Annotated in this window: 18 protein-coding genes; 12 read left to right on the top strand and 6 right to left on the bottom strand. The window is 71.6% G+C overall.

Annotated features, from left to right (window positions below; genetic code table 11):
- Positions 1–189: 189 nt before the first annotated feature.
- Complete coding sequence (locus KK097_RS09225) at positions 190–1,050, bottom strand: ADP-dependent NAD(P)H-hydrate dehydratase (protein ID WP_214544417.1); 861 nt, start codon at positions 1,048–1,050, stop codon at positions 190–192.
- Positions 1,051–1,074: 24 nt separating this feature from the next.
- Between KK097_RS09225 and KK097_RS09220 the strand changes: the two genes are divergently transcribed.
- From KK097_RS09220 to KK097_RS09205, 4 genes are all read left to right on the top strand, one after another.
- The gene (locus KK097_RS09220) at positions 1,075–1,713 is read left to right on the top strand and encodes an HAD family hydrolase (RefSeq protein WP_214528577.1); all 639 of its coding nucleotides are present in this window, start codon (positions 1,075–1,077) and stop codon (positions 1,711–1,713) included.
- A gap of 9 nt (positions 1,714–1,722) precedes the next feature.
- A complete protein-coding gene (locus KK097_RS09215) occupies positions 1,723–2,805 on the top strand; it encodes an NADH:flavin oxidoreductase/NADH oxidase (protein ID WP_214528578.1) in 1,083 nt (360 codons plus the stop codon).
- Positions 2,806–3,020: 215 nt separating this feature from the next.
- A complete protein-coding gene (locus tag KK097_RS09210; protein ID WP_214528579.1) occupies positions 3,021–4,406 on the top strand; it encodes a hemolysin family protein in 1,386 nt (461 codons plus the stop codon).
- On the top strand, positions 4,403–5,440 hold the full coding sequence (locus KK097_RS09205; RefSeq protein ID WP_214528580.1) for a hemolysin family protein: 1,038 nt from the start codon (positions 4,403–4,405) through the stop codon (positions 5,438–5,440). The genes KK097_RS09210 and KK097_RS09205 overlap by 4 nt, the downstream gene beginning before the upstream one ends.
- A 163-nt stretch (positions 5,441–5,603) precedes the next feature.
- Here KK097_RS09205 and guaB1 read toward each other — a convergent pair whose 3' ends face one another.
- Positions 5,604–7,043: a GMP reductase gene (guaB1, locus tag KK097_RS09200; protein ID WP_214528581.1), complete on the bottom strand. Its 1,440-nt coding sequence runs from the start codon at positions 7,041–7,043 to the stop codon at positions 5,604–5,606.
- Positions 7,044–7,219: 176 nt separating this feature from the next.
- On the opposite strand from guaB1, the gene KK097_RS09195 reads away from it, so the two are divergent.
- Positions 7,220–10,966 carry a multifunctional oxoglutarate decarboxylase/oxoglutarate dehydrogenase thiamine pyrophosphate-binding subunit/dihydrolipoyllysine-residue succinyltransferase subunit gene (locus tag KK097_RS09195; RefSeq protein WP_214544416.1) on the top strand — a complete coding sequence of 1,249 codons (3,747 nt, stop codon included), beginning with the start codon at positions 7,220–7,222 and terminating at the stop codon, positions 10,964–10,966.
- 77 nt (positions 10,967–11,043) lie between these two features.
- Here the strand turns inward: KK097_RS09195 and KK097_RS09190 are convergent, their stop codons facing one another.
- The gene (locus KK097_RS09190; protein WP_214544415.1) at positions 11,044–11,484 is read right to left on the bottom strand and encodes a GNAT family N-acetyltransferase; all 441 of its coding nucleotides are present in this window, start codon (positions 11,482–11,484) and stop codon (positions 11,044–11,046) included.
- 114 nt (positions 11,485–11,598) lie between these two features.
- Between KK097_RS09190 and KK097_RS09185 the strand changes: the two genes are divergently transcribed.
- Entirely contained in the window at positions 11,599–12,180 is a 582-nt protein-coding gene (locus KK097_RS09185) for a hypothetical protein (protein ID WP_214544414.1), read from the top strand.
- A gap of 65 nt (positions 12,181–12,245) precedes the next feature.
- Positions 12,246–13,673 (top strand): LamG-like jellyroll fold domain-containing protein, encoded by a 1,428-nt coding sequence (locus KK097_RS09180; protein ID WP_214544413.1) that lies wholly within the window; start codon positions 12,246–12,248, stop codon positions 13,671–13,673.
- Positions 13,674–13,750: 77 nt separating this feature from the next.
- Here KK097_RS09180 and KK097_RS09175 read toward each other — a convergent pair whose 3' ends face one another.
- A complete protein-coding gene (locus KK097_RS09175) occupies positions 13,751–13,993 on the bottom strand; it encodes a zf-HC2 domain-containing protein (RefSeq protein WP_214528586.1) in 243 nt (80 codons plus the stop codon).
- On the bottom strand, positions 13,990–14,787 hold the full coding sequence (locus tag KK097_RS09170; protein WP_250896609.1) for a sigma-70 family RNA polymerase sigma factor: 798 nt from the start codon (positions 14,785–14,787) through the stop codon (positions 13,990–13,992). The genes KK097_RS09175 and KK097_RS09170 overlap by 4 nt, the downstream gene beginning before the upstream one ends.
- Positions 14,788–14,922: 135 nt before the next feature.
- On the opposite strand from KK097_RS09170, the gene aroA reads away from it, so the two are divergent.
- The 4 genes from aroA to hisN all read left to right on the top strand — a co-directional run bounded on the left by aroA (position 14,923) and on the right by hisN (position 19,700).
- The gene (aroA, locus tag KK097_RS09165; protein ID WP_214544412.1) at positions 14,923–16,317 is read left to right on the top strand and encodes a 3-phosphoshikimate 1-carboxyvinyltransferase; all 1,395 of its coding nucleotides are present in this window, start codon (positions 14,923–14,925) and stop codon (positions 16,315–16,317) included.
- A complete protein-coding gene (rsgA, locus tag KK097_RS09160) occupies positions 16,314–17,360 on the top strand; it encodes a ribosome small subunit-dependent GTPase A (protein ID WP_214544411.1) in 1,047 nt (348 codons plus the stop codon). The genes aroA and rsgA overlap by 4 nt, the downstream gene beginning before the upstream one ends.
- A 359-nt stretch (positions 17,361–17,719) precedes the next feature.
- A complete protein-coding gene (locus KK097_RS09155; protein ID WP_214544410.1) occupies positions 17,720–18,892 on the top strand; it encodes an ABC-2 transporter permease in 1,173 nt (390 codons plus the stop codon).
- Between the two features lie 19 nt (positions 18,893–18,911).
- A complete protein-coding gene (gene hisN, locus KK097_RS09150; RefSeq protein WP_214544409.1) occupies positions 18,912–19,700 on the top strand; it encodes a histidinol-phosphatase in 789 nt (262 codons plus the stop codon).
- On the opposite strand, the gene KK097_RS09145 is transcribed toward hisN, so the two are convergent.
- Positions 19,697–21,235: an MFS transporter gene (locus KK097_RS09145; RefSeq protein WP_214544408.1), complete on the bottom strand. Its 1,539-nt coding sequence runs from the start codon at positions 21,233–21,235 to the stop codon at positions 19,697–19,699. The two genes, hisN and KK097_RS09145, sit on opposite strands and share 4 nt — an antisense overlap.
- Before the next feature lie 536 nt (positions 21,236–21,771).
- Between KK097_RS09145 and KK097_RS09140 the strand changes: the two genes are divergently transcribed.
- Positions 21,772–24,471, top strand: coding sequence for a helix-turn-helix transcriptional regulator (locus KK097_RS09140; RefSeq protein WP_214528592.1), 2,700 nt, complete (start codon positions 21,772–21,774; stop codon positions 24,469–24,471).
- Positions 24,472–24,720: the final 249 nt, after the last annotated feature.

Here is a 24,720-nt window from a genome sequence, read left to right as displayed (position 1 = left end):
CCCTCGAATACGCCGCCGCACGACCCATCACAACCACCCAAACGCTCAGGGCGTTGCAACCACCGATTGAACCCAAGTCGTCGTACGACGGCGACCCTGTCGCTGCTGCGCGTGCGCAACGGTGCGCCTGCGCAAGGAACGACGAAGTCGATGTCCTACGACGTCGACACCGTCGTTCCGCGTCGGTGGCTACCCGCGCGCATCCCCGTCGACGACCAGGTCCCGCACGACCCCCGGCAGTTCGGCGATGAGCGTCGTCATCGGGAACGGCCCGCCGCCGGACGCCCGCCGCGCCGCGAGCCCGTGCACCACCGCGGCCGACGCGGCCAGGTGCGCGAGGTCCGACGGCGTGAGCGACGAACCGGCCGCCTCGACGGCACCCTGCCGCGCGGCGACGAGCGCCCCGAGCACCCCGCCCAGCACGTCCCCGGCACCGGCCGCCGCGAGCCACGGCGTCGCCGAGGACGCCACGAGCCGCACCGACCCGTCCGGCGTGACCACGTGGGTCCGCTCCCCCTTGAGCAGCACGACGCTGCCGGTCTGCTCGGCCGCACGGAGCGCTGCAGCGGCCGGGTCCTGTTCGATCGAGTCGCGCGAGTCTCCGAGCAACGACGCGAGTTCACCGGCGTGCGGGGTGAGCACGGCGAGCGGCCCGAGGTCGACGAGCGGGATCGCCCCGGCGTCCACGACGACCGGCACGCCGTCGTCGGAGGCGTGCGCGAAGCCCGACGCCGTCGTCGCGTCCAGTTCTCCGAGCGACGGCGCCGCGACGCCCGACCCGACGAGCCAGGCCTGCACGCGGCCGACACCGGCCACGACCTCGGGGCGGCGGGTGAGCACGTGGTCGGTGGCACGTGGCGGTCCGACGTACCGGACCATGCCGACGCCGGTGTGCACGGCCGCGTCGACCCCCAGCACCGCGGCGCCCGGGTACTGGTCGGAACCGGTCGCGACGCCGAGCACCCCGCGGCGGTACTTGGTGGACTCCCCCGTCGGCGCGGTGACCCACGCGGCGGCATCGGACGGTCGGACGGGCACGAAGTCGTTCACCGGCCCCACGTTACGGTGGAGCACATGAGCCTGTTCCTGCCTGGTCGCGTGGTGGTCTTCGACTACGGCGAGGTGATCAGCCGGACACCGCACGCCTCGCGGGACGCCCTCGTGGCCGCCACCGGCGTCCCGGCCGACGAGCTGTTCCCCGTGTACCAGGAGCTCCGGCACGACCTGGACCGCGGAGACCTGTCCGTCGTGGCGTACTGGCGTGCCATCGCGGAACGGACCGGCCGGACCTGGAGCATCTCCGAGATCCACCGGTTCTGGGCGATCGACTTCACCGGGTGGTTCGAGGTCGAGCCGGAGACCCTCGAGATCGTCGAGGAGCTGCACGACGCCGGCACCCGTGTCGCCCTGCTGTCGAACGCGGGGTTCGACTTCGGCGACCCGTACCGCCGTTCCCCGATGGGCTCGCTGTTCGAGACGGTCGTGGTGAGCGCCGAGGAGCACGTCCTGAAGCCCGCGGCATCCATCTACCGCGACACCTGTGCGCGCTTGGGAATCGAGCCGGGTCAGATGGTGTTCGTGGACAACAGGGCCGAGAACGCCACCGGTGCGGAAGCGATCGGGGCGGTCGGCCACCACTACACGTCGCCGGACGGCCTGCGGACGTTCCTGGAGGAACTCAGCCGACAGCCCGCGCCGGCGCCCGTCCCCTGAGGAGCCCGCGTGACGCACGCCCTGTTCGACCCGATCACCGTCCGTGACCTGACCGTCCGCAACCGCATCTGGGTCTCCCCGATGTGCCAGTACTCGGTGGACCAGCAGGACGGCGTACCGACCCCGTGGCACCTGGTGCACCTGGGCGGGTTCGCCAAGGGCGGCGCCGGCGCGGTCGTGGTCGAGGCGACGGGCGTCGTGCCCGAGGGGCGGATCACCCCGCAGGACCTCGGGCTGTGGAACGACCAGCAGCGCGACGCCTACAAGCCGATCGTCGACTTCCTGCACGAGCAGGGCGCCGCGGCGGGCATCCAGCTCGCGCATGCCGGGCGCAAGGCATCGACCTACCGCCCCTGGGACACCACCCACGGCACCGTCCCCGCCGACCAGGGCGGCTGGACGACCGTCGCGCCGTCGGCCGTGGCCTTCGACGGCTACGACGTCCCGCGCGAGCTCGCGGTCGAGGACATCCGCGTCGTCGCCCTCGCCTTCGCCCAGTCCGCCCGCCGCGCCGTGGAGGCCGGGTTCGACCTGGTCGAGATCCACGCGGCACACGGGTACCTGCTGCACCAGTTCCTCTCGCCGCTGAGCAACCAGCGCACCGACCAGTACGGCGGCTCGCTCGAGAACCGTGCCCGCGCGCTGCTCGAGGTCGTCGACGCCGTCCGTGCCGAGGTCGGCGAGGGCTTCCCGATCGTCGTCCGTTTCTCGGCCACCGACTGGGTCGACGGCGGGCTCACCCTCGACGAGACCACCGTCGTCGCCCGCTGGGCCGCCGAGCACGGTGCCGACCTGGCCGACGTGTCGACCGGCGGCAACGTCGCGAGCGCGCCCATCCCGGTCGGCCCCGGCTACCAGGTGCCGCACGCCGCCGCGATCAAGCGCGACGCGGGGATCCCCACCATCGCCGTGGGCATGATCTCCGAGGCGTTCCAGGCCGAGCAGATCGTCGCCACGGGGCTCGCCGACGTCGTGATGATCGGCCGCGAGATGCTCCGCGACCCGTCGTTCGCGCTCCGCGCCGCCGTGGAACTCCGCGTGCCGGTCGACTACGAGCCGCAGCAGTACCACCGCGCGCGGATCACGGCGTAGGTCGGCCCGATCGGCGCGGGTCGCGCCTCCGGGATGGTCACGGCGACCACCCTGGAGGCGCGAGGCGCGTTCTGCACGGATTCCCGGCTTGGCACCGCGCCAGGCAGTACGATTGGCAGCACTGTGGACGATCCCCCGAATAGTTCTTCGCCTCACTCATCCGCCGCTCACTCGGTGAGCTGCACGTCATCCCTGTGCGCGAACGGGGGTGAATCATGAGTCCGATCGACATCGTCATGCTGATCGGCGGCATCCTGCTGACGCTCGGCACGGGTGTCTTCGTCGCGTCCGAGTTCGCGCTGGTCAACCTGGACCGCGCCGACGTCGAGGCCCGCCGCGACCGCGGTGAGACCGGCCTCGCACCGGTCATCGGCGCGCTGAAGGTCACCTCGACGCACCTCTCCAGTGCGCAGCTCGGCATCACGCTGACCACGCTGCTCACCGGGTACCTGCTCGAACCCTCGATCGCGAAGCTGCTCGAAGCCCCCTTCCTGGCGATGAACCTGCCGGAGGGCATCGTCGAGACCGTCGGTTCGATCGTGGCGCTCGTCATCGCGACCCTGCTGTCGATGATCCTCGGCGAGCTCGTCCCGAAGAACTTCGCGCTCGCGCTGCCCCTGCAGACCGCGAAGCTCGTCGTCCCGCTGCAGATCGCCTTCACGACGGTCTTCAAGCCGGCCGTCGCGCTGCTGAACGGCACCGCGAACGCCGTGCTCCGGTCGATGGGCATCGAGCCGCAGGAAGAACTCTCCGGTGCCCGCAGCGCCGAGGAACTCACCTCGCTGCTGCGTCGCTCCGCCTCGGAGGGCTCGCTCGAGCAGGACACCGCAACGCTCCTCGAGCGCACCATCTCGTTCTCCGAACTCAGCGCCAGCGACGTGATGACCCCGCGCCCCCGGCTCTCCACCATCCGGGTGTCCGAGTCCGCTGAAGACGTCATCGCCCTCGCCCGCAAGACCGGTTTCAGCCGCTTCCCCGTCATCGAGGAGGACGCGGACGACGTCGTCGGCATCGTGCACGTCAAGCAGGCCGTCGCCGTGCCGCGCGAGAAGCGTCCGGAGGTCCCGGTCGGGGCGCTCATGACCGACGCCGAACGCGTGCCGGAGACCATGCCGGGTGACACCCTGCTCGCCGAGGTCCGTGGCCGCGGCTACCAGATGGTCATCGTCGTCGACGAGTACGGCGGCACCGCCGGGGTCGTCACACTCGAGGACCTGATCGAGGAGATCGTCGGCGAGGTCTCCGACGAGCACGACCGCGCCCGCATCGACGTGGTCCGCTCGCGCGACTGGCTGACCTTCCCCGGGCTCCTGCGCCCCGACGAGCTCGAGGACCGCGCCGGTGTGAAGGTGCCCGAGGACGGTCCGTACGAGACCGTCGGCGGGTTCGTCATGTCGACGCTGGGCCGCCTGCCCGTGGTCGGCGACGAGGTCCCGCTCGACGGCGGCGTGTTCCGCGTCGAGCGGCTGGACGGACGCCGGATCGACCGCATCCGCTGGACCCCGACGCCCCAGCCGACCGACACCGCGGCGACCGCGATCATCATCCCGTCCACCAAGAGCACGCCGACCACCACCACGACGAAGGGCAGCACCCGATGAGCTCCGATTGGTGGGGCATCTTCTGGCTCGTCGTCCTCCTGATGGGCAACGCGTTCTTCGTCGCGGCGGAGTTCGCCGTCATCTCGGCACGCCGCTCACAGATCGAGCCCCGCGCCGAAGAGGGCTCCAAGGCGGCACAGATGACGCTGTGGGCGATGGAGCACGCGACCCGCATGCTCGCGACCACGCAGCTCGGCATCACGGTCTGCTCGCTGCTCATCCTCAACGTCTCCGAGCCGGCGATCCACCACCTGCTCGAGGTCCCGCTGCACCTGACCGGGTGGAGCGCCGAGGTGATCGGCACCGTGGCCTTCGTGTTCACGCTGCTGCTCGTGTCGTTCCTGCACGTGGTGTTCGGTGAGATGGTCCCGAAGAACATCTCGTTCTCGATGCCGGATCGCGCCGCACTGCTGCTCGTCCCGACGCTCTGGTACATCGGTCACGGCCTGCACTGGGTGATCGTCGGCCTGAACGAGGTCGCGAACGCCGTGCTGCGCCTGTTCCGGGTCGAGCCCAAGGACGAAGCGGTGAGCGCCTTCACGGTGGAAGAGGTGCAGACGATCGTGGAGCAGTCCCGCCGCGAGGGCACCCTGACCGACGACGGCAAGCTCGCCCTGGCGTTCGAGTTCACCGAGAAGAAGGTCCGCGACGTGGCCGTCCCGATGGCCGAGCTCGTCACCCTGCCCGACGACGCCACCCCCGGCGACGTCGAGCACGCCGTCGCCCAGCGCGGGTTCTCCCGCTACGTGCTCGTCGGCGAGGACGGCTCCCCCACGGGCTACGTGCACGTCAAGGACGTCATCGACCTGCGTCCGGACGAGTTCGACGACCCGGTGCCGCCGAAGCGCATCCGCCAGCTCATCTCGCTCTACACCGAGATGGACCTCGAGGACGCGCTGGCGACCATGCGGGCCGCCGGTCGCCACGTGGCGCGGGCGTTCGACTCGGACGGCCGCACGATCGGCGTGCTGTTCCTCGAGGACATCCTCGAAGAACTCGTCGGCGAGGTCGAGGACGCGACCCGACGCCGGTAGACGCAACGGGATGAGGGACGGGAGGCACGGTGCCAGCTGGCACCGTGCCTCCCGTCCGTCTGTGGTCGCGACCACGGCGTCGGCGTGCGTTTCGCGCTCAGCGACACGTCACGCACTGCGCTGCCCGTGAGCTGTCGCTCAGCGCGAAAGTCCGGCGCAGCAGCTACCAGCTGACGGGCAGGGGCTTGCCCTCTTCGTACCCGGCCGCGGACTGGATGCCGACCAGCGCGCGCTCGGAGAACTCGGCGAGCGACGAGGCGCCCGCGTAGGTGGCGGAGCTGCGGAGGCCGGTCGTGATCATGTCGAGCAGGTCCTCGACGCTCGGCCGCTCCGGGTCGAGGTAGATCGTCGACGACGAGATGCCCTCGGCGAAGAGCGCCTTGCGGGCCCGCTCGTACGGGTCGAGCCGCTCGAACCGTTCACGCACGGCCTTGGCCGAGGCCATGCCCCAGCTCTCCTTGTACGCCTTGCCCGCGGCGTCGCGGCGCAGGACCCCGGGGGCCTCCAACGTGCCGGCGAACCACGAGCCGATCATGACGGCCGACGCTCCTGCTGCCAGCGCGAGGGCGACGTCGCGCGGGTAACGCACCCCGCCGTCCGCCCAGACGTGGGCGCCGAGCGAGCGGGCCGCTGCGGCCGTCTCGAGCACGGCTGAGAACTGCGGGCGACCGACGGCGGTCATCATGCGCGTGGTGCACATGGCGCCGGGGCCGACACCGACCTTGATGATGTCCGCTCCGGCACCGACGAGGTGCGCGACGGCGTCGGCGGTGACGACGTTGCCGGCGACGAGCGGGATGCCGAGCCGCAGGGACGCGACGGTCCGGAGCGCGCGGAGCATGCCCTCCTGGTGGCCGTGCGCGGTGTCGAGGACCAGGACGTCCACGCCGGCGGCCGCGAGGGCCTTCGCCTTCGCTGCGACGTCGCCGTTGATGCCGACCGCTGCGGCGACCCGGAGGCGGCCGGAGGCGTCGACAGCGGGCGTGTAGATGTCGGAGCGGATCGCGCTCGTCCGGCTGGTGGTGCCGACGACGCGGCCGTGGCGCATCACCGGCGCGAAGTCGACCTCGGCGGCCGAGAGCACGTCGTACACGTGCCGGGGCGTGCCGGCGTCCTCGGCGTCGATGGCGGTCGAGGCGCCGTGCAGCAGGTCGCCGAGGATCGCGTCGGGGCCCGCGGTGCCGAGGCGGTTCGCGGGCACGCAGCCGAGGTACTCGCCGTCGGCGTCGCGGACGACCACCCCGCGGCCGGCGACGGGCAGGAGCTGCTCGAGGGCCTCGGCCACCGTGGTGTCCGCCCCCATGTCGTAGGCGGTGTCGTAGTCGACCGGCTGCTCCTTGACCCAGCGGATCGCGGCGTCGAGGTCCTGCAGGTGCATGTCCTGGGGCAGGACGCCGAGACCACCGCGGCGGGCCAGGGTGGCCGCGAGCCGGGGCCCGGTGACCGAGTTCATGTTGGCGCTGACGATGGGGATCGTCGCGCCGCTGCCGTCGTTCGCGGCGAGGTCCACGTCGAAGCGGCTCGTCACCCCGGAGCGGCTCGGGACGAGGAAGACGTCGGAGTAGGTCAGGTCGTGCGTCGGCCGGGTCTCGTAGAACCTCATGCGCTCCACTGTACGGCTCCGTCAGGGGCCCGGGTCGGGGGCACCACGGCGACCGACTCGCGCCGCGGCTGACACGGAACGGACATGTCGGAGCGGCTAGGCTTGTCCCTGTGCGGCGCAGGGTTGCTCCGCACGACACACACGAGCATCTATCGACGGAGAGTGGGCGATCGGCTGTGTCGAGCCATCTGACCGGAACGGACGAGACCGCGGGCGAATTCGGGGCGAACGAGTGGCTCGTCGACGAGCTCTACGAGCAGTTCGTCGCGGACAAGGAGTCGGTCGACAAGTCCTGGTGGCCGGTCCTCGAGAGCTACCACCGCACGCAGGTCGGTGACGCTCCGGCACCGACGGGCACCCCCGCGGAGCAGGCGCCGACGCAGCAGCAGTCGTCCACGCAGCAGCCCGCCACCGGCGACACCCCCGGCGAGGCCAAGTCCGGCCCGATCCAGGCGAAGACCACCTCGCGCCAGCCGGCACCGCAGCCGATCCCGGCCGAGGCGAACGACGCCGCCGACGACCACGAGGAGACCCACGAAGACGTGGCGACCCCGCTCCGCGGCATGGCGAAGACGCTGGCCTCGAACATGGACGCCTCGCTGACGGTCCCGACCGCCACGAGCGTGCGGACCATCCCGGCGAAGCTGATGATCGACAACCGGATCGTCATCAACAACCACCTGCGCCGGGCCCGCGGCGGCAAGATCTCCTTCACGCACCTGATCGGGTGGGCCATGGTCCAGGCGATCAAGGACTTCCCCAGCCAGAACGTCTTCTACGAGGAGCGCGACGGCAAGCCGTTCGTCGTCGCCCCGGCACACGTCAACCTCGGCATCGCGATCGACGTCCCCAAGAAGGACGGCACCCGTTCGCTCCTGGTGCCGAGCATCAAGCGCGCGGAGACCCTGACGTTCGGCCAGTTCCTCTCCGCCTACGAGGACCTCGTCAAGCGCGCCCGCGACAACAAGCTCACCCCGGCCGACTTCCAGGGCACGACGATCTCCCTCACCAACCCGGGCGGCATCGGTACCGTGCACTCGGTCCCCCGCCTGACGAAGGGGCAGGGCTCGATCATCGGCGCCGGCGCCCTCGAGTACCCGGCGCAGTTCCAGGGCGCGGCGTCGAAGACCCTGGTCGAGCTGGGCATCGGCAAGACCATCACCCTGACGAGCACCTACGACCACCGGGTCATCCAGGGCGCGGGCTCCGGCGAGTACCTCAAGCACGTGCACGAGCGGCTCATCGGCGAGCACCGCTTCTACGACGGCATCTTCGCCGCGCTCCGGATCCCGTACAAGCCGATCCAGTGGGCGAACGACATCAACGTCGACCTCGCGCACCGGGTGAACAAGACCGCCCGCGTGCAGGAGCTCATCAACAGCTTCCGCGTGCGTGGGCACCTGATGGCCGACATCGACCCGCTCGAGTACCGCCAGCGCACGCACCCCGACCTCGAGATCGAGAGCCACGGGCTGACCTTCTGGGACCTCGATCGCGAGTTCGTCACCGGTGGGCTCGCCGGCACCACCTCGGCGCCGCTGCGCGACGTCCTCGGGATCCTTCGCGACGCCTACTGCCGCACCGTCGGCATCGAGTACATGCACATCCAGGACCCGGACCAGCGCCGCTGGGTGCAGGAGCGCATCGAGGTCCCGTACTCGAAGCCGTCGAAGGAAGAGCAGCTGCGCGTCCTCGGCAAGCTCAACGAGGCCGAGGCGTTCGAGACCTTCCTGCAGACCAAGTACGTCGGCCAGAAGCGCTTCTCGCTCGAGGGCGGCGAGTCCACCATCGCCTTCCTCGACACCCTGATCCAGCACGCCGCCGGTGCCGGTCTCGCCGAGGTCGCGATCGGCATGGCCCACCGTGGTCGCCTGAACGTGCTGACGAACATCGCCGGCAAGACCTACGGCCAGATCTTCCGCGAGTTCGAGGGGTCGTCGCTGCCGGGCACGGTGTCCGGGCAGGGCTCCGGCGACGTGAAGTACCACGTCGGCACCGAGGGTGTGTTCCGCACGTCCGACGGCTCGAGCATCCCGGTGACGATCGCCGCGAACCCGTCCCACCTCGAAGCCGTCGACGGCGTGCTCGAGGGCATCGTCCGTGCCAAGCAGGACCGTGAGGCGCCCGGCAGCTTCGGCGTGCTCCCGGTGCTCGTGCACGGCGATGCGGCGATGGCGGGCCAGGGCGTGGTCGTCGAGACGCTGCAGATGTCGCAGCTCCGCGGCTACCGCACCGGCGGCACCGTCCACCTGGTGATCAACAACCAGGTCGGGTTCACCACCCCGCCCGAGTCTGCGCGCAGCTCGGTGTACTCCACCGACGTCGCGAAGACCATCCAGGCACCGATCTTCCACGTGAACGGTGACGACCCCGAGGCCGTCGCCCGCGTCGCGGAACTCGCCTTCGCGTACCGCGAGGAGTTCCACCGCGACGTCGTGATCGACCTGATCTGCTACCGCCGCCGCGGCCACAACGAGGGCGACGACCCCTCGATGACGCAGCCCCTGATGTACAACCTCATCGAGGCGAAGCGGTCCGTGCGCACGCTGTACACCGAGGCCCTCGTCGGCCGCGGTGACATCACGCAAGAGGAGTACGACGAGGCGCACCGCGACTTCCAGGACCGCCTGGAGCGCGCCTTCGCGGAGACCCACGAGGCGCAGACCGGCACCATCCCGGTGATCGAGGTCGACGACGACGGTGCCGTGCAGGGCCTCGAACGCCCGGCCGCGCAGCGCGACGACTCCGAGGTCGAGGTGCACGAGACCGCGGTGTCCGAGGAGCTCGTCCGGGCGATCGGCGACGCGCACAGCAACCCGCCGGCCGGCTTCTCGATCCACCCGAAGCTGCAGCAGCTGCTGACCAAGCGCACCGAGATGACGCGCAACGGCGGCATCGACTGGGCGATGGCGGAGCTCATGGCGATCGGGTCGATCCTGGTCGAGGGCAAGCCCGTCCGCCTCGCCGGACAGGACGCCCGCCGTGGCACCTTCGTGCAGCGCCAGTCGGTGTTCCACGACCGGGTGAACGGTCAGGAGTGGCTGCCGCTGTCGAACCTCACCGAGGACCAGGCCCGGTTCTACGTGTACGACTCGCTGCTGAGCGAGTACGCGGCGATGGCGTTCGAGTACGGCTACTCGGTCGAGCGCCCCGAGGCCCTCGTGCTCTGGGAGGCCCAGTTCGGCGACTTCGCGAACGGCGCCCAGATCGTCATCGACGAGTTCATCTCCTCCGCCGAGCAGAAGTGGGGCCAGCGCTCCGGGCTCGTCCTCCTGCTGCCGCACGGCTACGAGGGCCAGGGGCCGGACCACTCGTCGGCACGCATCGAGCGGTACCTGCAGCTGTGCGCCGAGGACAACATGATCGTCGCGCGGCCGTCCACGCCGGCGTCGTACTTCCACCTGCTCCGCCGCCAGGCCTGGGCGAAGCCGCAGAAGCCGCTCGTCGTGTTCTCGCCCAAGGCGATGCTCCGGCTCCGTCAGGCGACGAGTGCGGTCGGCGACTTCACGAACGGCACCTTCGAGGAGGTCCTCGACGACGCCCGGGTGAGCGACAAGAGCGCCGTGCGTCGCGTGGTGCTGCACTCCGGCAAGGTGCACCACGACCTCCGTGCCGAGGTCGACAAGCGGGGCGTCACCGACGTCGCGCTCGTCCGCCTCGAGCAGCTCGCGCCACTCCCCCTCGACCGCATCCTCGAGGTGCTGGCCGGCTACCCGGACGCCGACGTCGTGTGGGCGCAGGAGGAGCCAGAGAACCAGGGCGCCTGGCCGTTCGCCTGCATGAACCTGTCGCCGCACCTCGGCGGACGGCCGTTGTCCGTCGCCGCCCGACCGGCGAGTGCCGCACCGGCCACGGGTTCCTCCAAGCGCTCCTCGCAAGAGGCCACCGAGGTCATCAACACCGCATTGAGCACGTCCGCCTAGACACGAGGAAGCGCCCCGTCCAGGAGCCCGAGGGACTCCCGCACGGGGCGCTTCGTCGTTCGCGATGCGTGTGAGCGCTACGCGATCTTCGTGTAGCGGACCCCGGCGTCGTGGTAGCCGCGCTTCTGGTAGAACCGGTGCGCGCTGTCCGTCGCGGCCGCACTGACGGCACTGAGACGACGCGCGCCCTGCTCGACCGCCCATGCTTCGAACGTGCCGATGAGCGCGGAACCGGTGCCGAGCCTCCTGGCCGTGTCGTCGACGACCAGCAGCAGCAGCTGCGCCGTCGGTTCGTCGCTCGCGTACGCCCACGTGACCTGCGCGCCACCGACGGCGACGACGCGACCGTCGTCACCGCGGACCACCCAGGTGCGGTGCCCGGCCTCGGGGGTGAGCCGTTCGAGCCGGGCGCGCATCGACGCGGCGTCGACGTCGTGACCGAGCAGACGGACGAGGGTTGCGACGTCGGCGACGTCCGTGTCGGACCAGGAGGTGATCGACTCGACGGAGAGGGTCATGTCGGCCAACCTACCCGGGCGCCCGGTCGTGTTGCGACGGGGTTCCATCGCAGGTGATATTCATATACGCTGTATGCATATCACCCGCCGGGTGAACCGACCGACAGGACAGCCATGCACATCACCTCCCGCCACGGCCGCACCGCCGCCTGGATCGCCTTCCCGCTCGCCGCCGTCGCGAGCGGCGCCCTGATCGCCACGGCCTCGTACGCCGCTTTCTCGAGCAGCACCGACAACGGCGTGAACAACTGGCGCACCGGCGCCGTCGCGCTCACCGACGACGACAAGGGCGTCGCGATGTTCGACGAGGACGACCTGGTCCCCGGGTCCTCCGGCTCGAACTGCATCACCGTCACGGCCGGGACCACCAACCCGTCGACCGTGAAGGTCTACACCGACCAGCAGGCCGACGCCGACGAACTGGCGCAGTACGTCGGCATGAAGGTCGAGCGCGGCACCCTGGGCACCGCCGGGGACTGCAGCACGTTCACCGCCGGGACGACCATCCACGAGGGAACACTGGCCGACCTGATGTCCGCCGACTCCTTCGGCACCGGGCTCGACGCCTGGGCGCCCGCCACGGGCACGGACAGCACGACCTACCGCTTCAGCTACGACCTCTCGCAGGCCGCGCCGAACACCGTGCAGTCGTCCGAGGCGGCCACGACGTTCGTCTGGGAAGCCCAGACCGACTGACCCCGCCCAGGACCGAGCCGAGCACGACGAAGACCACGACCACGACCGACCGCGAGGAGCAGCAGATGCCGACCACCGTGACCCACCGAACCCCCCGGTGCGTCGGCGACGTCCCCCGGCTGCTCCTCGCGGTCACGGCACGCACGGCCCTCTGGTCGGTGCTGCTGCTCGCGGTGTGGGCGTCGCTCCCCACGGCCCTCGGCTGGCACGTGACCACGGTCGTGTCCGACTCGATGGCACCTGGCATCCGGACCGGGGACGTCGTCGCGGCGATGCCGACGGACGGCGATGCGGTGGAACCCGGCCGGGTCCTGCTCGTCGACGACCCTGATCACGACGACCGCCTGCGTCTGCACCGCCTCGAGCGGATCGAGCAGGACGGCGACCTCCGGCTCCGGGGCGACGCGAACCCGTCCGCGGATCGGACCCCGGTCGCACCCGACGCGGTGCTCGGCGTCGGCGTCCTGCGGTTCCCCGGTGTCGGATTGCCGGGCGTCTGGGTGCGCGAGCGGTCGTGGGTGCCCCTGGCGATCACCGCCCTGGTCGCTGCGTTGCTCGTCGTCGCCGGACGCGCCGACCGAGACATCGTCGCAGGGCTCCCCTGCCGCCGGTGCGGTGCCCCGCGTCGCGACCTCCACTCGCCGGCGGTCGCCGAGCCCGGGTCCGCGCCCGGGATCGACCTCGCCCCGACTTCCGCGGCGACGACGGTCGCAGCGGTCACGGTGGCGGCGATCACGCTGACGGTGGTCGCCGGTGCCGGGTTCAGCGGGACGACGGGCACCGCCTCGGCGCTCGGGACCGGCGAGTTCCCGTGCTTCCACCGCGCGGCGGGCGGATCCGTCCTGGCGTGGGACTTCGCGGAGAAGAACGGTCAGCGCGTGACCGATTCGAGCGGCACCGGCGCGGACGGATCCTTCACCTCGGCGGCGGCACGCGTCGACGGCGACTGCGCGGCGAATCCCTACGCGTCGTTCTGGACCGAGGGCAGTGCCGAGGGCTGGGCGGACACGGACACCGCAGTCGACGCGCCGAACACCTTCACGATCGAGGTCTGGTTCCGGACGGACGACACCAGGGGCGGACGCGTGTTCGGCTTCGGCTCCGACCGTTCCGCGGCCTCGGCCCACCGCGATCGTCACCTCTACGTCGACAGCGGCGGCCGGCTGCGGTTCGGCGTCGAGGAGTCCGGGTCACAGTTCAAGTTCACCCTCGGGTCGACGGCCGCGGTCAACGACGGCGAGTGGCACCACGCCGTCGCATCGTTCCGGTCACGCTCGATGGTCCTCTGGCTCGACGGTGTCCAGCAGGGAAGCCGCTCGGACGCCGTCACCCTCCGCCAGTACTCGGGACACTGGCGTGCCGGTCGGCAGACGCTGGCCGGCTGGCCGGGAGCAGCCGGCTACGCCTTCCGCGGGGACGTCGACACGGTACGGGTGTACGACCGGGTCCTCGACGCGGCGACCATCGCGGAGCACGCCGCCGCCGGACGCTGACCGAACACCGGCAGCGCGCCCGACCTCCACCCGACAGGACGGTTGCGGGCCCGTCGGGTCCGCGACCGACTTCGGTGTCAGTGCGTCGCCTGCTCCACCCGGATGCGCGCGAGGATCTCACTGCGCAGCTGGTCGGGAGCGGTCTCCTTGCAGGCACGACGGACGGTCTCCATGAGCACGACGCCGACCCGGTGCTCGGTCTGGCAGTCCTCGCACCCTTCCATGTGCTCGCGGATGTCCGCGGCGTCCTCGTGGCGGAGCTCGTCGTGCAGGAGCTCCTCGAGCTCGGCCTTCGCCTTCGAGCAGTCGCAGCCGCTCATCGTGCGTCCTTCCGTCCGGTGCGACCCGTGGCCGCGGTTGCCTTCGTCGTCTGAGCCGCGCCGCGTCCCCGTCCACGCATCGTCGCCGTCGACGCTGCGTCCGGGACGATGCCGGTCTCACGGGCGTGGTCCGCCAGGAGCCCACGGAGGAGCCGGCGGCCACGGTGGAGGCGGCTCATGACCGTCCCCACGGGGGTCTTCATGATGTCGGCGATCTCCTGGTACGAGAACCCTTCGACATCGGCGAAGTAGACGGCCATCCGGAAGTCCTCGGGGATGGCCTGCAGGGCGTCCTTCACGGCGGAGGACGGCAGGTGGTCGATCGCGTCGGCCTCGGCGGACCGGGCGGAGATCGACTGGGTGACGCTCTCCGCGCCGCCGAGCTGCCAGTCCTCGAGCTCGTCGATGGTGCCCTGGTACGGGTTCCGCTGGTTCTTGCGGTACGTGTTGATGAACGTGTTCGTGAGGATCCGGTACAGCCAGGCCTTCAGGTTCGTGCCCTGCTTGAACTGGCGGAACGCGGCGAAGGCCTTGACGAAGGTCTCCTGCACCAGGTCCGAGGCGTCGGCCGGGTTGCGGGTCATCCGCATCGCCGCGCCGTACAGCTGGTCCATGAAGGGCAGGGCCTGGTCCTCGAACAGAGACCGCAACTCTCCCTCGGAGACGGTCTTCGCGTCCACCGGCTCGTCTGCGGCGTCGTCGAGGGCGGTCTGCTCCTCTTCCACGGCGTCGAGCTGCACCTCGGTCTCCTCGACCAGGTGGTGCGGAGCTGCCTGCGGTTCGTCGGTCGTCATCGCCGCCAAGTCTAGGCCGAGCGTGCCGAGCGTCGTCGGCACCACGGTCAGCACGGTCGCCGTGCCGGTCCGCTCTCGTGCGAGTGTTGCTGTCGCCACTGATCCTCCCGGTGCGTTCAGTACCCTGGTGAACCGATGGCAGACACGACGCATTCCCACAGCGGGGCCCAGCCCGCCGGCCCCTGGATCGCCCCGGTCGCAGGGGGTCCGCTGCGCGGTGACGTCGCGCTGCCCGGGTCGAAGTCGCTGACGAACCGGGAGCTCGTGCTCGCGGCCCTCGCGGACGGCCCCTCGACGATCCGGCTCCCGCTGCACTCCCGTGACTCGGCGCTGATGATCGCGGGCCTCCGTGCGCTCGGCGTCGGCATCGAGGAGCTCGAGCCGGCGGCCGGCACCGCCCCGAACCCCTACGGCCCGGACCTCCGGATCACGCCCGCCCCGATGCACGGCGACGTCTGCCTGGACTGCGGGCTGGCCGGCACCGTGATGCGCTTCCTGCCGCCACTCGCCGCCCTGGCCGTCGGGCCCGTCACGGTCGACGGCGACCCCTACGCCCGCAAGCGACCGATGCACGCCATCGTGCAGGGACTCGTGGACCTCGGTGTCGACGTCGCGGACGACGGCGGCGGCTCGATGCCGTTCTCGTTCACCGGCACCGGCTCGGTCCGCGGTGGTGCCCTGACGATCGACGCGTCGGCGTCCTCGCAGTTCGTCTCCGGCCTGCTGCTGTCGGCGCCCCGCTTCGACGAGGGCCTGCACCTCACCCACGTCGGCGAACGCCTGCCGAGCATGCCGCACATCGAGATGACCGTCGCGGCGCTCCGTGCCCGCGGCGTCCGGGTCGACGAGCCGTCGGTCGGCGAGTGGGTCGTGCACCCCGGCCCGATCGGCGCGCGTGACGTCACGATCGAGCCCGACCTGTCGAACGCCGCGCCGTTCGCGGTCGCCGCGCTCGTCGCCGGCGGCACGGTCCGCATCCGCACCTGGCCCACCGAGACGACGCAGGTCGGTGCCGACCTCGAGACGCTCCTGCTCCTGTGGGGGGCGAGCGTGGCCCGTGACGGTGACGACCTGGTCGTCGACGGCGGCGTCGGGATCCGGGGCGGGGCCTCCCTGCCGGGTCTCCAACTCGACCTGAGCCGCGGCGGCGAACTCGCCCCGGCGCTCGTCGCGCTGGCCGCGCTGGCCGACGGACCGAGCGAGATCACCGGCATCGGCCACCTGCGGGGGCACGAGACGGACCGCCTGGCCGCGCTGGCAGCGGACCTCAACCGGTCTGGAGGCGCGGTGCACGAACTCGACGACGGCCTGCGGATCGAGCCGGCGCCGCTCCACGGCAGCGCCTGGGGCGCGTACGACGACCACCGGATGGCGACCGCGGGGGCGATCGTGGGCCTCGTCGTCGACGGCGTCGCCGTCGACGACATCGGGTCGACCGCGAAGACGCTGCCGCAGTTCCCGGAGCTGTGGGCGGCGCTGGTCGCTTCCTCCGGCTCGGCCGAGTCGGTTCCGACAGGTCTGAGCGCATGAGCTGGTGGGACGACGCCGACGGTGACGACTCCGACGCGGACGAGCCGTACGGACAGTACGACGAGTCGAGCGTGCGGGTGCGTCCGAACCCGAAGGGCAACCGGCCCCGCACGAAGACGCGGCCGACGTACGACGACGCCCCCGTCGGGTGGGTGACGAACGTCGACCGCGGGCGCTTCGGCGTGCTGATCGACGACCACGTCATCACCGCGACGAAGGCCCGCGAGCTCGGCAAGAAGTCCGTCGTCACGGGTGACCACGTGTCGCTCGTCGGGGACGTCTCCGGCGACCCCGGGTCGCTCGCGCGCATCGTGAAGGTCGCCGAACGCTCCACCCTGCTGCGGCGGAGCGCCGACGACTCGGACGAGGTCGAGCGCGTCATCGTGGCGAACGCCGACCAGATGCTCATCGTGGTGGCGGCCGCCGACCCGGAGCCCCGCACCCGGCTGATCGACCGGTACCTGGTGGCCGCGTTCGACGCCGGCCTCGACCCGATCCTCTGCATCACGAAGACCGACCTCGCCGACCCGGCTGCGTTCCTGGCGCACTTCGCCTGCCTCTCCTTGCGGATCGTGACGAGCCGATCGGACGACGTCCCGTTCGAGGCGCTGCACGAACTCCTGGACGACAAGGTGACCGTGACCGTCGGGCACTCCGGCGTCGGCAAGTCGACCCTGGTGAACGCGCTGACCGGGTCCACGCGGGCAATCGGCGTCGTGAACTCCGTGACCGGTCGCGGGCGGCACACGTCGTCCTCGTCGATCGCGCTGCGGGTCCGCGACGGCGGGTGGATCATCGACACGCCGGGTGTGCGGTCGTTCGGCCTCGGGCACGTCGACCCCGCGAACGTGTTCCGGGCGTTCGCGTCGCACGCCGTGCCGGTGCTGCCCGCGCGGGACGGCATCCCGCTGGCGCAGGCGCACGACTGGGAGATCGTCGACCGGGTGCAGGACGGGGAGCTCGGGCCGACCGGCGTCGAGCGGCTCGACTCGTTCCGGGCGCTGCTGACCGGGATGGGTGCGTCCGACCCCGGCTCGGAGTAGCGCGGGATCGTCAGTCCCGGGTGAGCCAGTCGGGCTCGGCTGGTCGGCGCTGGTCGGCCGACTGGTCACGACACCCCGCGGCGCGTTCGTCGAGCGGTCACCAACTGTCGGCTGGCGACGCGGCACCCGACAGTTCGTGACCACTCGAGCGCCGGCGCGCGGTGAATCGTGACCACTCCGGCGGGCGCCCCTCGCACCGTGCAGACCTCGCACCGTGCGAGGGGCGCGCGAACGGTGCGAGGTTGTGCACTCCGTGCGGGCTCGCGCGCCTCGCACGGAGTGCACGACCGCGCACCGGACGTGACCTCGACTCCGGGCCGGCGTCGACAGGCGCGCATCGGGGTTGTACTGTTGCGATCGTGTCTGAAGTTGCAAAGTACAACTTTGCGCCGGCCCCCGCTGTCGACGCCCCGTCCCCGAGCACGACGACGACGTCGCACGCGCACCACTCCCCCACCCACAAGTCCCCACGAGGCCCGAAGCAGCAGCGGTCCGCCAGCGTCCTGCGCCCCGCTGGGCTCGGTCGGGTGCTGCTGACCTTCGCCTCGCACATCCTCGTGCCGCTGTTCCTGGCCGCCGGGATGGGCCTGGCGTACCTCGGCGCCTTCCACGCCCCGGCCCCGCAGGAGCTGCCCGTCGGCATCGTCGGCCAGGGCGCGGCCACCCAGGTGTTCGCCCAGACCGTGACCGACCGGTCCGACGGCGCCCTCGTGGCCCACGTCGTCGCCTCGACGAAGGCGGCCGAGCAGCGGGTGCGCGACCGCGACCTCGCCGCCGTGTACGCGCCGACGTCGACGGGCGCCACGCTCTACGTCTCGACCGCCGCGTCGGAGACCACCGCGACCGCCGCACAGAAGGTCTTCCTGCCGATCGCCTACGAGCAGCACGTGCCGTTCCGCGTGGTCGACGTCGTCCCGACCGGCGACCAGGACACCACCGGCCAGGGACTGTTCTTCCTGCTCGTCGCCCTGAGCGTCGGCGGGTATGCGTCCGCGATCGCCGTGGCCTCGGTCGCGACGAAGCTCCGCGCCGTGTGGACCGCGGTCATCGGGCTCGCCACCGCTGGGGTCGTCGCCGGCATCGGCGTGATCGTCGCCGGACCGGTCTACGGCGTCATCACCACCCACCACTGGCAGGTGTTCCTGTTCGCCTGGCTCTACGACGCGATCATCATCGCGCTCGGCGTGGGGCTGCACCCCGTGCTCGGCCGGTGGACCACCCCGATCCTGACGATGCTGTTCGTGATGCTGAACTTCACGTCGTCGGGCGGGATCTTCCAGCCGGCGTTCCAGCCCGGGTTCTTCGCCGCGCTGCACGCCTTCTGGAGCGGTGCCGCGTGGCTGCAGGCGGCACAGGACCTGCAGTACTTCCCGGACGCCTCGCTCGGGCGGTCGTCGCTCGTGCTCGCGCTCTGGTTGGCCGCCGCGGTCCTGCTCTGCGTGGTCGTGCACGGGCTCGTCGCCCGTCGCACCCGCATCGCCCGCGAGCGCGAGGTCACCCGGCTCGAGGAAGAAGAGGTCGTCGCGGCGTAGCGACGGTAGGTTGGGCGACGTGGACCTCAGCGCCGACCTGGACTTCGCCCGCTCCCTCGCCGACACCGCCGACGCGATCAGCCTCGAGCGCTTCCGTGCCGCCGACCTGCACGTGACGAAGAAGGCCGACAGCACCCACGTCACCGATGCCGACCAGGCCGTCGAGCGTGCCCTGCGCGAGCGACTCGCCGCCGAGCGACCGGACGATGCGTTCCTCGGCGAGGAGACCACGGCGGACACCGGTGCCGAGGCCGTCAGCGAGGGGCACCGGCAGTGGGTGGTCGACCCGATCGACGGCACCGCCAACTACCTGCGCGGCGTGCCGGTCTGGGCGACCCTCATCGCGCTTGCGGTCGACGGTCGCCCGGTCCTCGGCGTCGTCAGCGCCCCGGCCCTCGGCAAGCGCTGGTGGGCTGCCGAGGGCGCCGGTGCGTACTCACTGGACGGCCCGCTCCGTGTCTCCGGGGTGGCCGACCTGGCCGATGCGAGCCTGAGCTACAACAGCATCCAACAGTGGGACGACGACGACCGGCTCGAGACGCTCGTCGACCTGTCGCGCCGGGTCTGGCGCACCCGGGCCTACGGCGACATGTGGTCGTACATGATGGTGGCCGAGGGTGTCCTCGACGTCGCCGGCGAACCAGACCTGAAGCCGTGGGACATCGCGGCCCTCGTGCCCATCGTGGAGGAGGCCGGCGGGCGCTTCACCTCGCTCGACGGCGACCCCGGCCCCTGGCACGGCAGCGCGCTCGCCACGAACGGCCTGGTGCACGACGCCGTCGTCGAGGTCATCCGGCGAGCCGACTAGGCCCGGTCGGCTGACTCCGCGGCCGCGTCGGAGCGTTCGGACTCCCCGTCCGAGCGTCGCGCCGCACGACGCCGCGACAGCAGGTCCGCACCGGCCAGCACCAGGGCGAGCGCCATCAGTGACACCGTGAAGGTCGTGCCGCTGCGGAAGGCGTCGTGGTACGCGTCGAGCCGGCTGGCCGAGCCGGGCCCGCCGGACCCCGACCCCGCGGCTTCGCTCCGCACGATGCCGTAGAAGATGCTCGTCGCCACCGCGGTGCCGATGGCCGTACCGACGCGCTGCCCGAGCTGCTGCATCGACCCCGCCACGCCGGACTGCTCGACGGGGATCTCGGCCAGGGTGAGCGTCTGGTTGGGCGACACCACGAACCCGCCGCCGAGCCCACCGACGAGGAAGGCCCCGGCCATCGCCCACGGGGTCACCTCCGGCGGGGTGGCCACGGCCGCGACCATGAGCAGCAGGAACCCGATGACGACCATCCCGAGGCCGGCCACGACCAGCGCCCGCCCGACCCGGTCGACGATCCGCCCGCCGATGTACGAACCGACCGCGCTCGTCGCGGCGAAGGGGATGCTCACCATGCCGGCGTACAGCGGCGAGAGTCCGATGCCCTCCTGCAGGTACAGCGTGACCATCAGGAAGGACGCCGGCAACGCCGCGAAGTACACGGCCACGATCGACAGCCCGTTGCGGTACGACGACAGTCGGAACAGCTCGAAGTGCACCACGGGCGACTTGCCCTGCCGCTTGAACCGTCGTTCCCAGAACACGAACAGCACGAGGAACACCACGAAGCCGACCAGCCAGAACCACCGGGTCGACGAACCGCCACCACCGCTGGTCAGCACGAACGGCAGCATCAGCGTGACGATGGCGGCGCCGAGCAGCAGGATCCCGACGACGTCCAGTTCGCGGTCCTTCGCCTTCCCCTGAGCCCCCTTCGGCAGCAGACGGACGGCGAAGAGCAGCGCGGCGATCCCGAGGGGCACGTTCATCCAGAACAGCAGCCGCCACCCGGACTCCTCGCCGCCGATCGCGATGAGACCACCGCCGATGGTCGGACCGAGGGCGGTCGAGATGCCGATCATCGCTCCGAACAGCCCGAACGCGCGGCCTCGCTCCGGCCCGCGGAACAGCTGCTGCACCAACCCGATGACCTGGGGCATCTGGATGCCGGCGGCGAAGCCCTGCAGGATCCGGGTGACCATCAGCACCTCGATGTTCGGGGCCACGGCGCACAGCAGGCTCGATCCGGTGAACGCGCTGAGGCCCACGATGAACAGGACACGCCGACTCTTCAGGTCGCCGAGCCGGCCGGCGGGCACGAGGGCGAGACCGAACGCCAGGGCGTACCCCGCCACGATGAGCTGGAGCGACGAACTGGTGGCGTCGAGGGACCGCTCGATCGAGGGCAGCCCGACGTTCACCTTGGACAGGTCGAGGATCGTCAGGGCCGCGACCGCCACGCAGACGGCGAAGGCCCGCCACCTCGTGCGGTCGTCGAGGCGGTCGTCGGTCTTCTCAGCGCTGGACATCCCGTCCGTGCTACACCTGCGGTGGCGAACACGGTCCGGACAGCGCTGTACCCCGGTCGGCTCGGACGGTCCCGATCGGGGTACCACCGAGTCCCAGACGAGCGGCCGGCGCACCCCCCTCGTGGCCCCCCGTACTGGGGGCACGGTTCTGGACATCCGCTCGCAGGAGTCCGCTCGGTGGGCCGGTACCTGAGTTATCGTGCTCCAGACGGCAGGTCACGTGACGCCCTCGGATTCCCTAGATCCGGACGGCGGAACCGACCGGTCGTGTTCGTCCGAAGACCCTAACCCGAGGGGTGATACAGACGATGACATCATCGTTCCCGAGCGGAACCGAGTGCACCCTCACTCGTCGACCGCATCCAATCCACGACAGTTCCGGCGCGCGCGCAGTCGCCGCCGCTCGTCCGCACTCCGCCACGGTCACCCGCCGTGCAGCAGTCCGGTCCGCCTCAGCGCGCCCTGATCGCGCGAACCACACGTTCGCCGACGACCTCCTCACAGCATCCGCCTCCGGACCCGGAGGCCGGTGAGTCATGGCACTCACCGGTCGACGTCTCGAGGTCGACCGGATCGCGACCCTCGCAGTGCTCCCCCGGGAGTCCGCGATGGTCGTGGTCGGCGACCCTGGTTCCGGACGCAGCAGCGTCCTCGACGCGGTCTCGAACCGCGTTTCCCTCCCCGTCGTCCGGGTCGGTGTCAACGGGAGTGAATCCCGTTGGCCGCTGGCCGGGGTGACCTCCCTGTTCACCGCACTCGACGACCCCCGAGCGACCGCGCACATCGCCCACCTCCTGCAGGCCGGCGAGACGGCGGCCGCCGTGACGGCCGGGTTGGCGGCGGCGCACGACTTCCTCGACGCCGTGCACGCCCTCACCCTGCCGCCGACACTCGTGCTGATCGACGACCTCGACCGGATGGACGCGGAGAGCCAGGAGCTCATCGCGTTCCTCGCCGGCCGGCTCGCCGGGACCGCACTGCGCGTCGTGGCCACGGTCCGGTCGGTACCGTCGGACGGTCCGCTCGCGGCCCTGCCGGCGCTCCGGATCGAACCGTTGCCGTCGGACGAGGCACTCGTGCTCGCCCGTGCCATGGCACCGGCCGAGGCGAACGACGGCGTCCTCGCCGTCCTCGCCGAGGAGACCGGAGGCAACCCCGGCGCGCTCCGCGAACAGCTCGCGGTGCTCACCCGGGAGCAGCTCACCGGTGCGGAGCCGATCGTGCTGCCGCTCCGCCCCACTCCGACGACCGAGGCCATCGCGGCACTCGCACTCGGGCCCGCCGCGGGACGCGATCTGGACGTCCTCGCGAAGCTCGCCCTGGTGCCGGTCGCGAAGACCACGGCGTGGGACCGGGACGAGCTGGACGACCTGGTCGGGGCCGGTCTCGCGACCGTCCGCGGGCAGAGCGTCACCGTGCGGGACCCCCTGGTGCGCTCCGCGCTGTACTGGCGGATGCCCGCACGGGACCGCCGTGCAGCGCACGCGGCGTTGGCCACGGCGAGCGCCGAGTCCGACCCGCGGGCCGCCGCGTGGCACCGGAGCTTCGTCGACGACGTCCCCGACGTGGTCGCGCTGCTCCAGGCCGCACGGTCGTACGTCGTGGACGGCAACGTGCACGCCGCGATCGCGCTGACCGAGCGTGCCCTGCACGTCGGCGGCGGGACGGAGGACGAGCACGTGGCGTTGCTCGGTGTCGCGGAGGCGATGCTCGGCAAGCGCCTGCTCGGCTTCGCCGCGCGGTACCTGGCGGCGCTCCGTCCGTTCCGGACGACGCCGAACGAGGTCCGTCGACTGCGCCTGCAGTACTCGGCCGAGTACCTCAGCGGGGACGCCGTGCACGCGGACGAACTCCTCGTCCCCGTCGACACGACCGACCCCACGGACGTGGACGCCATCGCCGGGCTGATGGCCATGGTGGCGTGCTTCCGGGCGGAGGCGTGGGAGCTCGACCAGGCGAAGGACCTGCTGCACCGCATCGAACCGCTCGAGGGGTCGGCGTCCGCGCACACCCTCGAGATCGCGACGACCGCGCGGGAGCTCATCGCCGCCGTGGACGGCGTGCTGCCGCCCGACACCGAGCTGCACGACGGGCTCGCGACGTCGGCGCTCGTGGCGATGTCGGACCCGGCCCTGCTGCTCCTCGCGCATGCCTTGAGCATCGGCGAGCGCTACCGGAGCGCGCGACGGGTGTTCGCACTCGTCCTCGCCCGGGGGCAGGAGACCGCGGCGGTCTGGACCGAGGCGGCCCGGTACCTGACGTCCGAGAACGAGGTGCGTTCCGGCAACTTCCGGCAGGCGCTCCGCGCGATCGACGTGTGGGAGGCCGGTTCGTCGGTCGCCGAGCGGCTGCGCGAGCCGTCCCGGGCGATCGCCGTGGCGTGGCGGCACTTCGCCGAGGGCCGGTCCGCCGAGGCGCTCGACGTCGTCGACCGGTGCCTCGGGCATCGGTCGACCGGTCGGCTGTGGGCGGCGACGGCGAAGCTGCACGCGCTCCGCGGCAAGGTCCTGCTGCTCGACGGTCGTCTCGACGAGGCGGCCACCGCGCTCGAGGCCGCCGACGCGATCGGCCGGTCCCTCCGGAACCCGGCGGTGCTCCGGCACCTCGGCGACCTGGTCGAGGCGTACGTGCGCCTCGGACGGGTCGACGACGCCCGGACCATCACGGCGCGCCTCGCGGCCGACCACCACGCCCGTCCCGGGCGCTGGGGTGCCCTCGTCCTGGCGCGGAGCCTCGCGCTCGTCGCCGACGACACCACTCGCGAGACGGCTCGTCGCCGCGCGCTGGAGCTGTTCCAGCCGCACGACTCGCAGTACGAGCGGGCACGCACCTTCGCAGCCCTGGCCGCCGTCGGCAGCCCGGCCGAGCGTCCGCGCCTCGGAGCGGCGGCCGCAGCGGCCTACGAGGCGGCCGGCCTGCGTCGTCCCCTCGTGACGCCGGCGCCGGCAGCGGCGATGCCGCAGTTCGGCACGCGTTCGTCGTCGCTCCGTTCCGCACCGGTCCCCTCGCCGGCGTTCCCCGGGACGCCGCGCAGCGCCCCGGACGCGTCGGCGGTGCTCACCTCGCTGACCGCCGAGGAGCGTGCGGTGGTGCAGAAGGTCACCGAGGGCTACCGCAACCGCGAGATCGCCTCGTCGCTGTTCATGTCGCAGCGCACGGTGGAACTGCGACTCACGCAGATCTACCGCAAGGTCGGCGCGCGGTCGCGATCGCACCTGGTCGCGCTCCTCACGTAGGAGAGGCACATCCGACCGGGCTCGCAGGCTCGCCCGGCGCTGGGTCCGCGCGCCGCTGGCGCGTCGCTCAGAGCGAAGACCGCGCAGACGGACGGGAGGCCCGGTACCAGCTGGTACCGGGCCTCCCGTCCGTCTGCGCTCCACGTCTTCACGCAACCGACCTCGCAGGCTCGGTCGGCGCTGGCGCCGCGCGCCGCTGGCGCGCCGCTCCACGCGAAGCGCGCGCGGTTGCGGGAGTCCGCACACGCC

It is taken from the genome of Curtobacterium flaccumfaciens, from assembly GCF_018598405.1.
GTDB lineage: Bacteria > Actinomycetota > Actinomycetes > Actinomycetales > Microbacteriaceae > Curtobacterium > Curtobacterium aurantiacum.
Note: the sequence above shows the minus strand (reverse complement) of the source record. Positions and strands in the feature narration are given on the sequence as shown.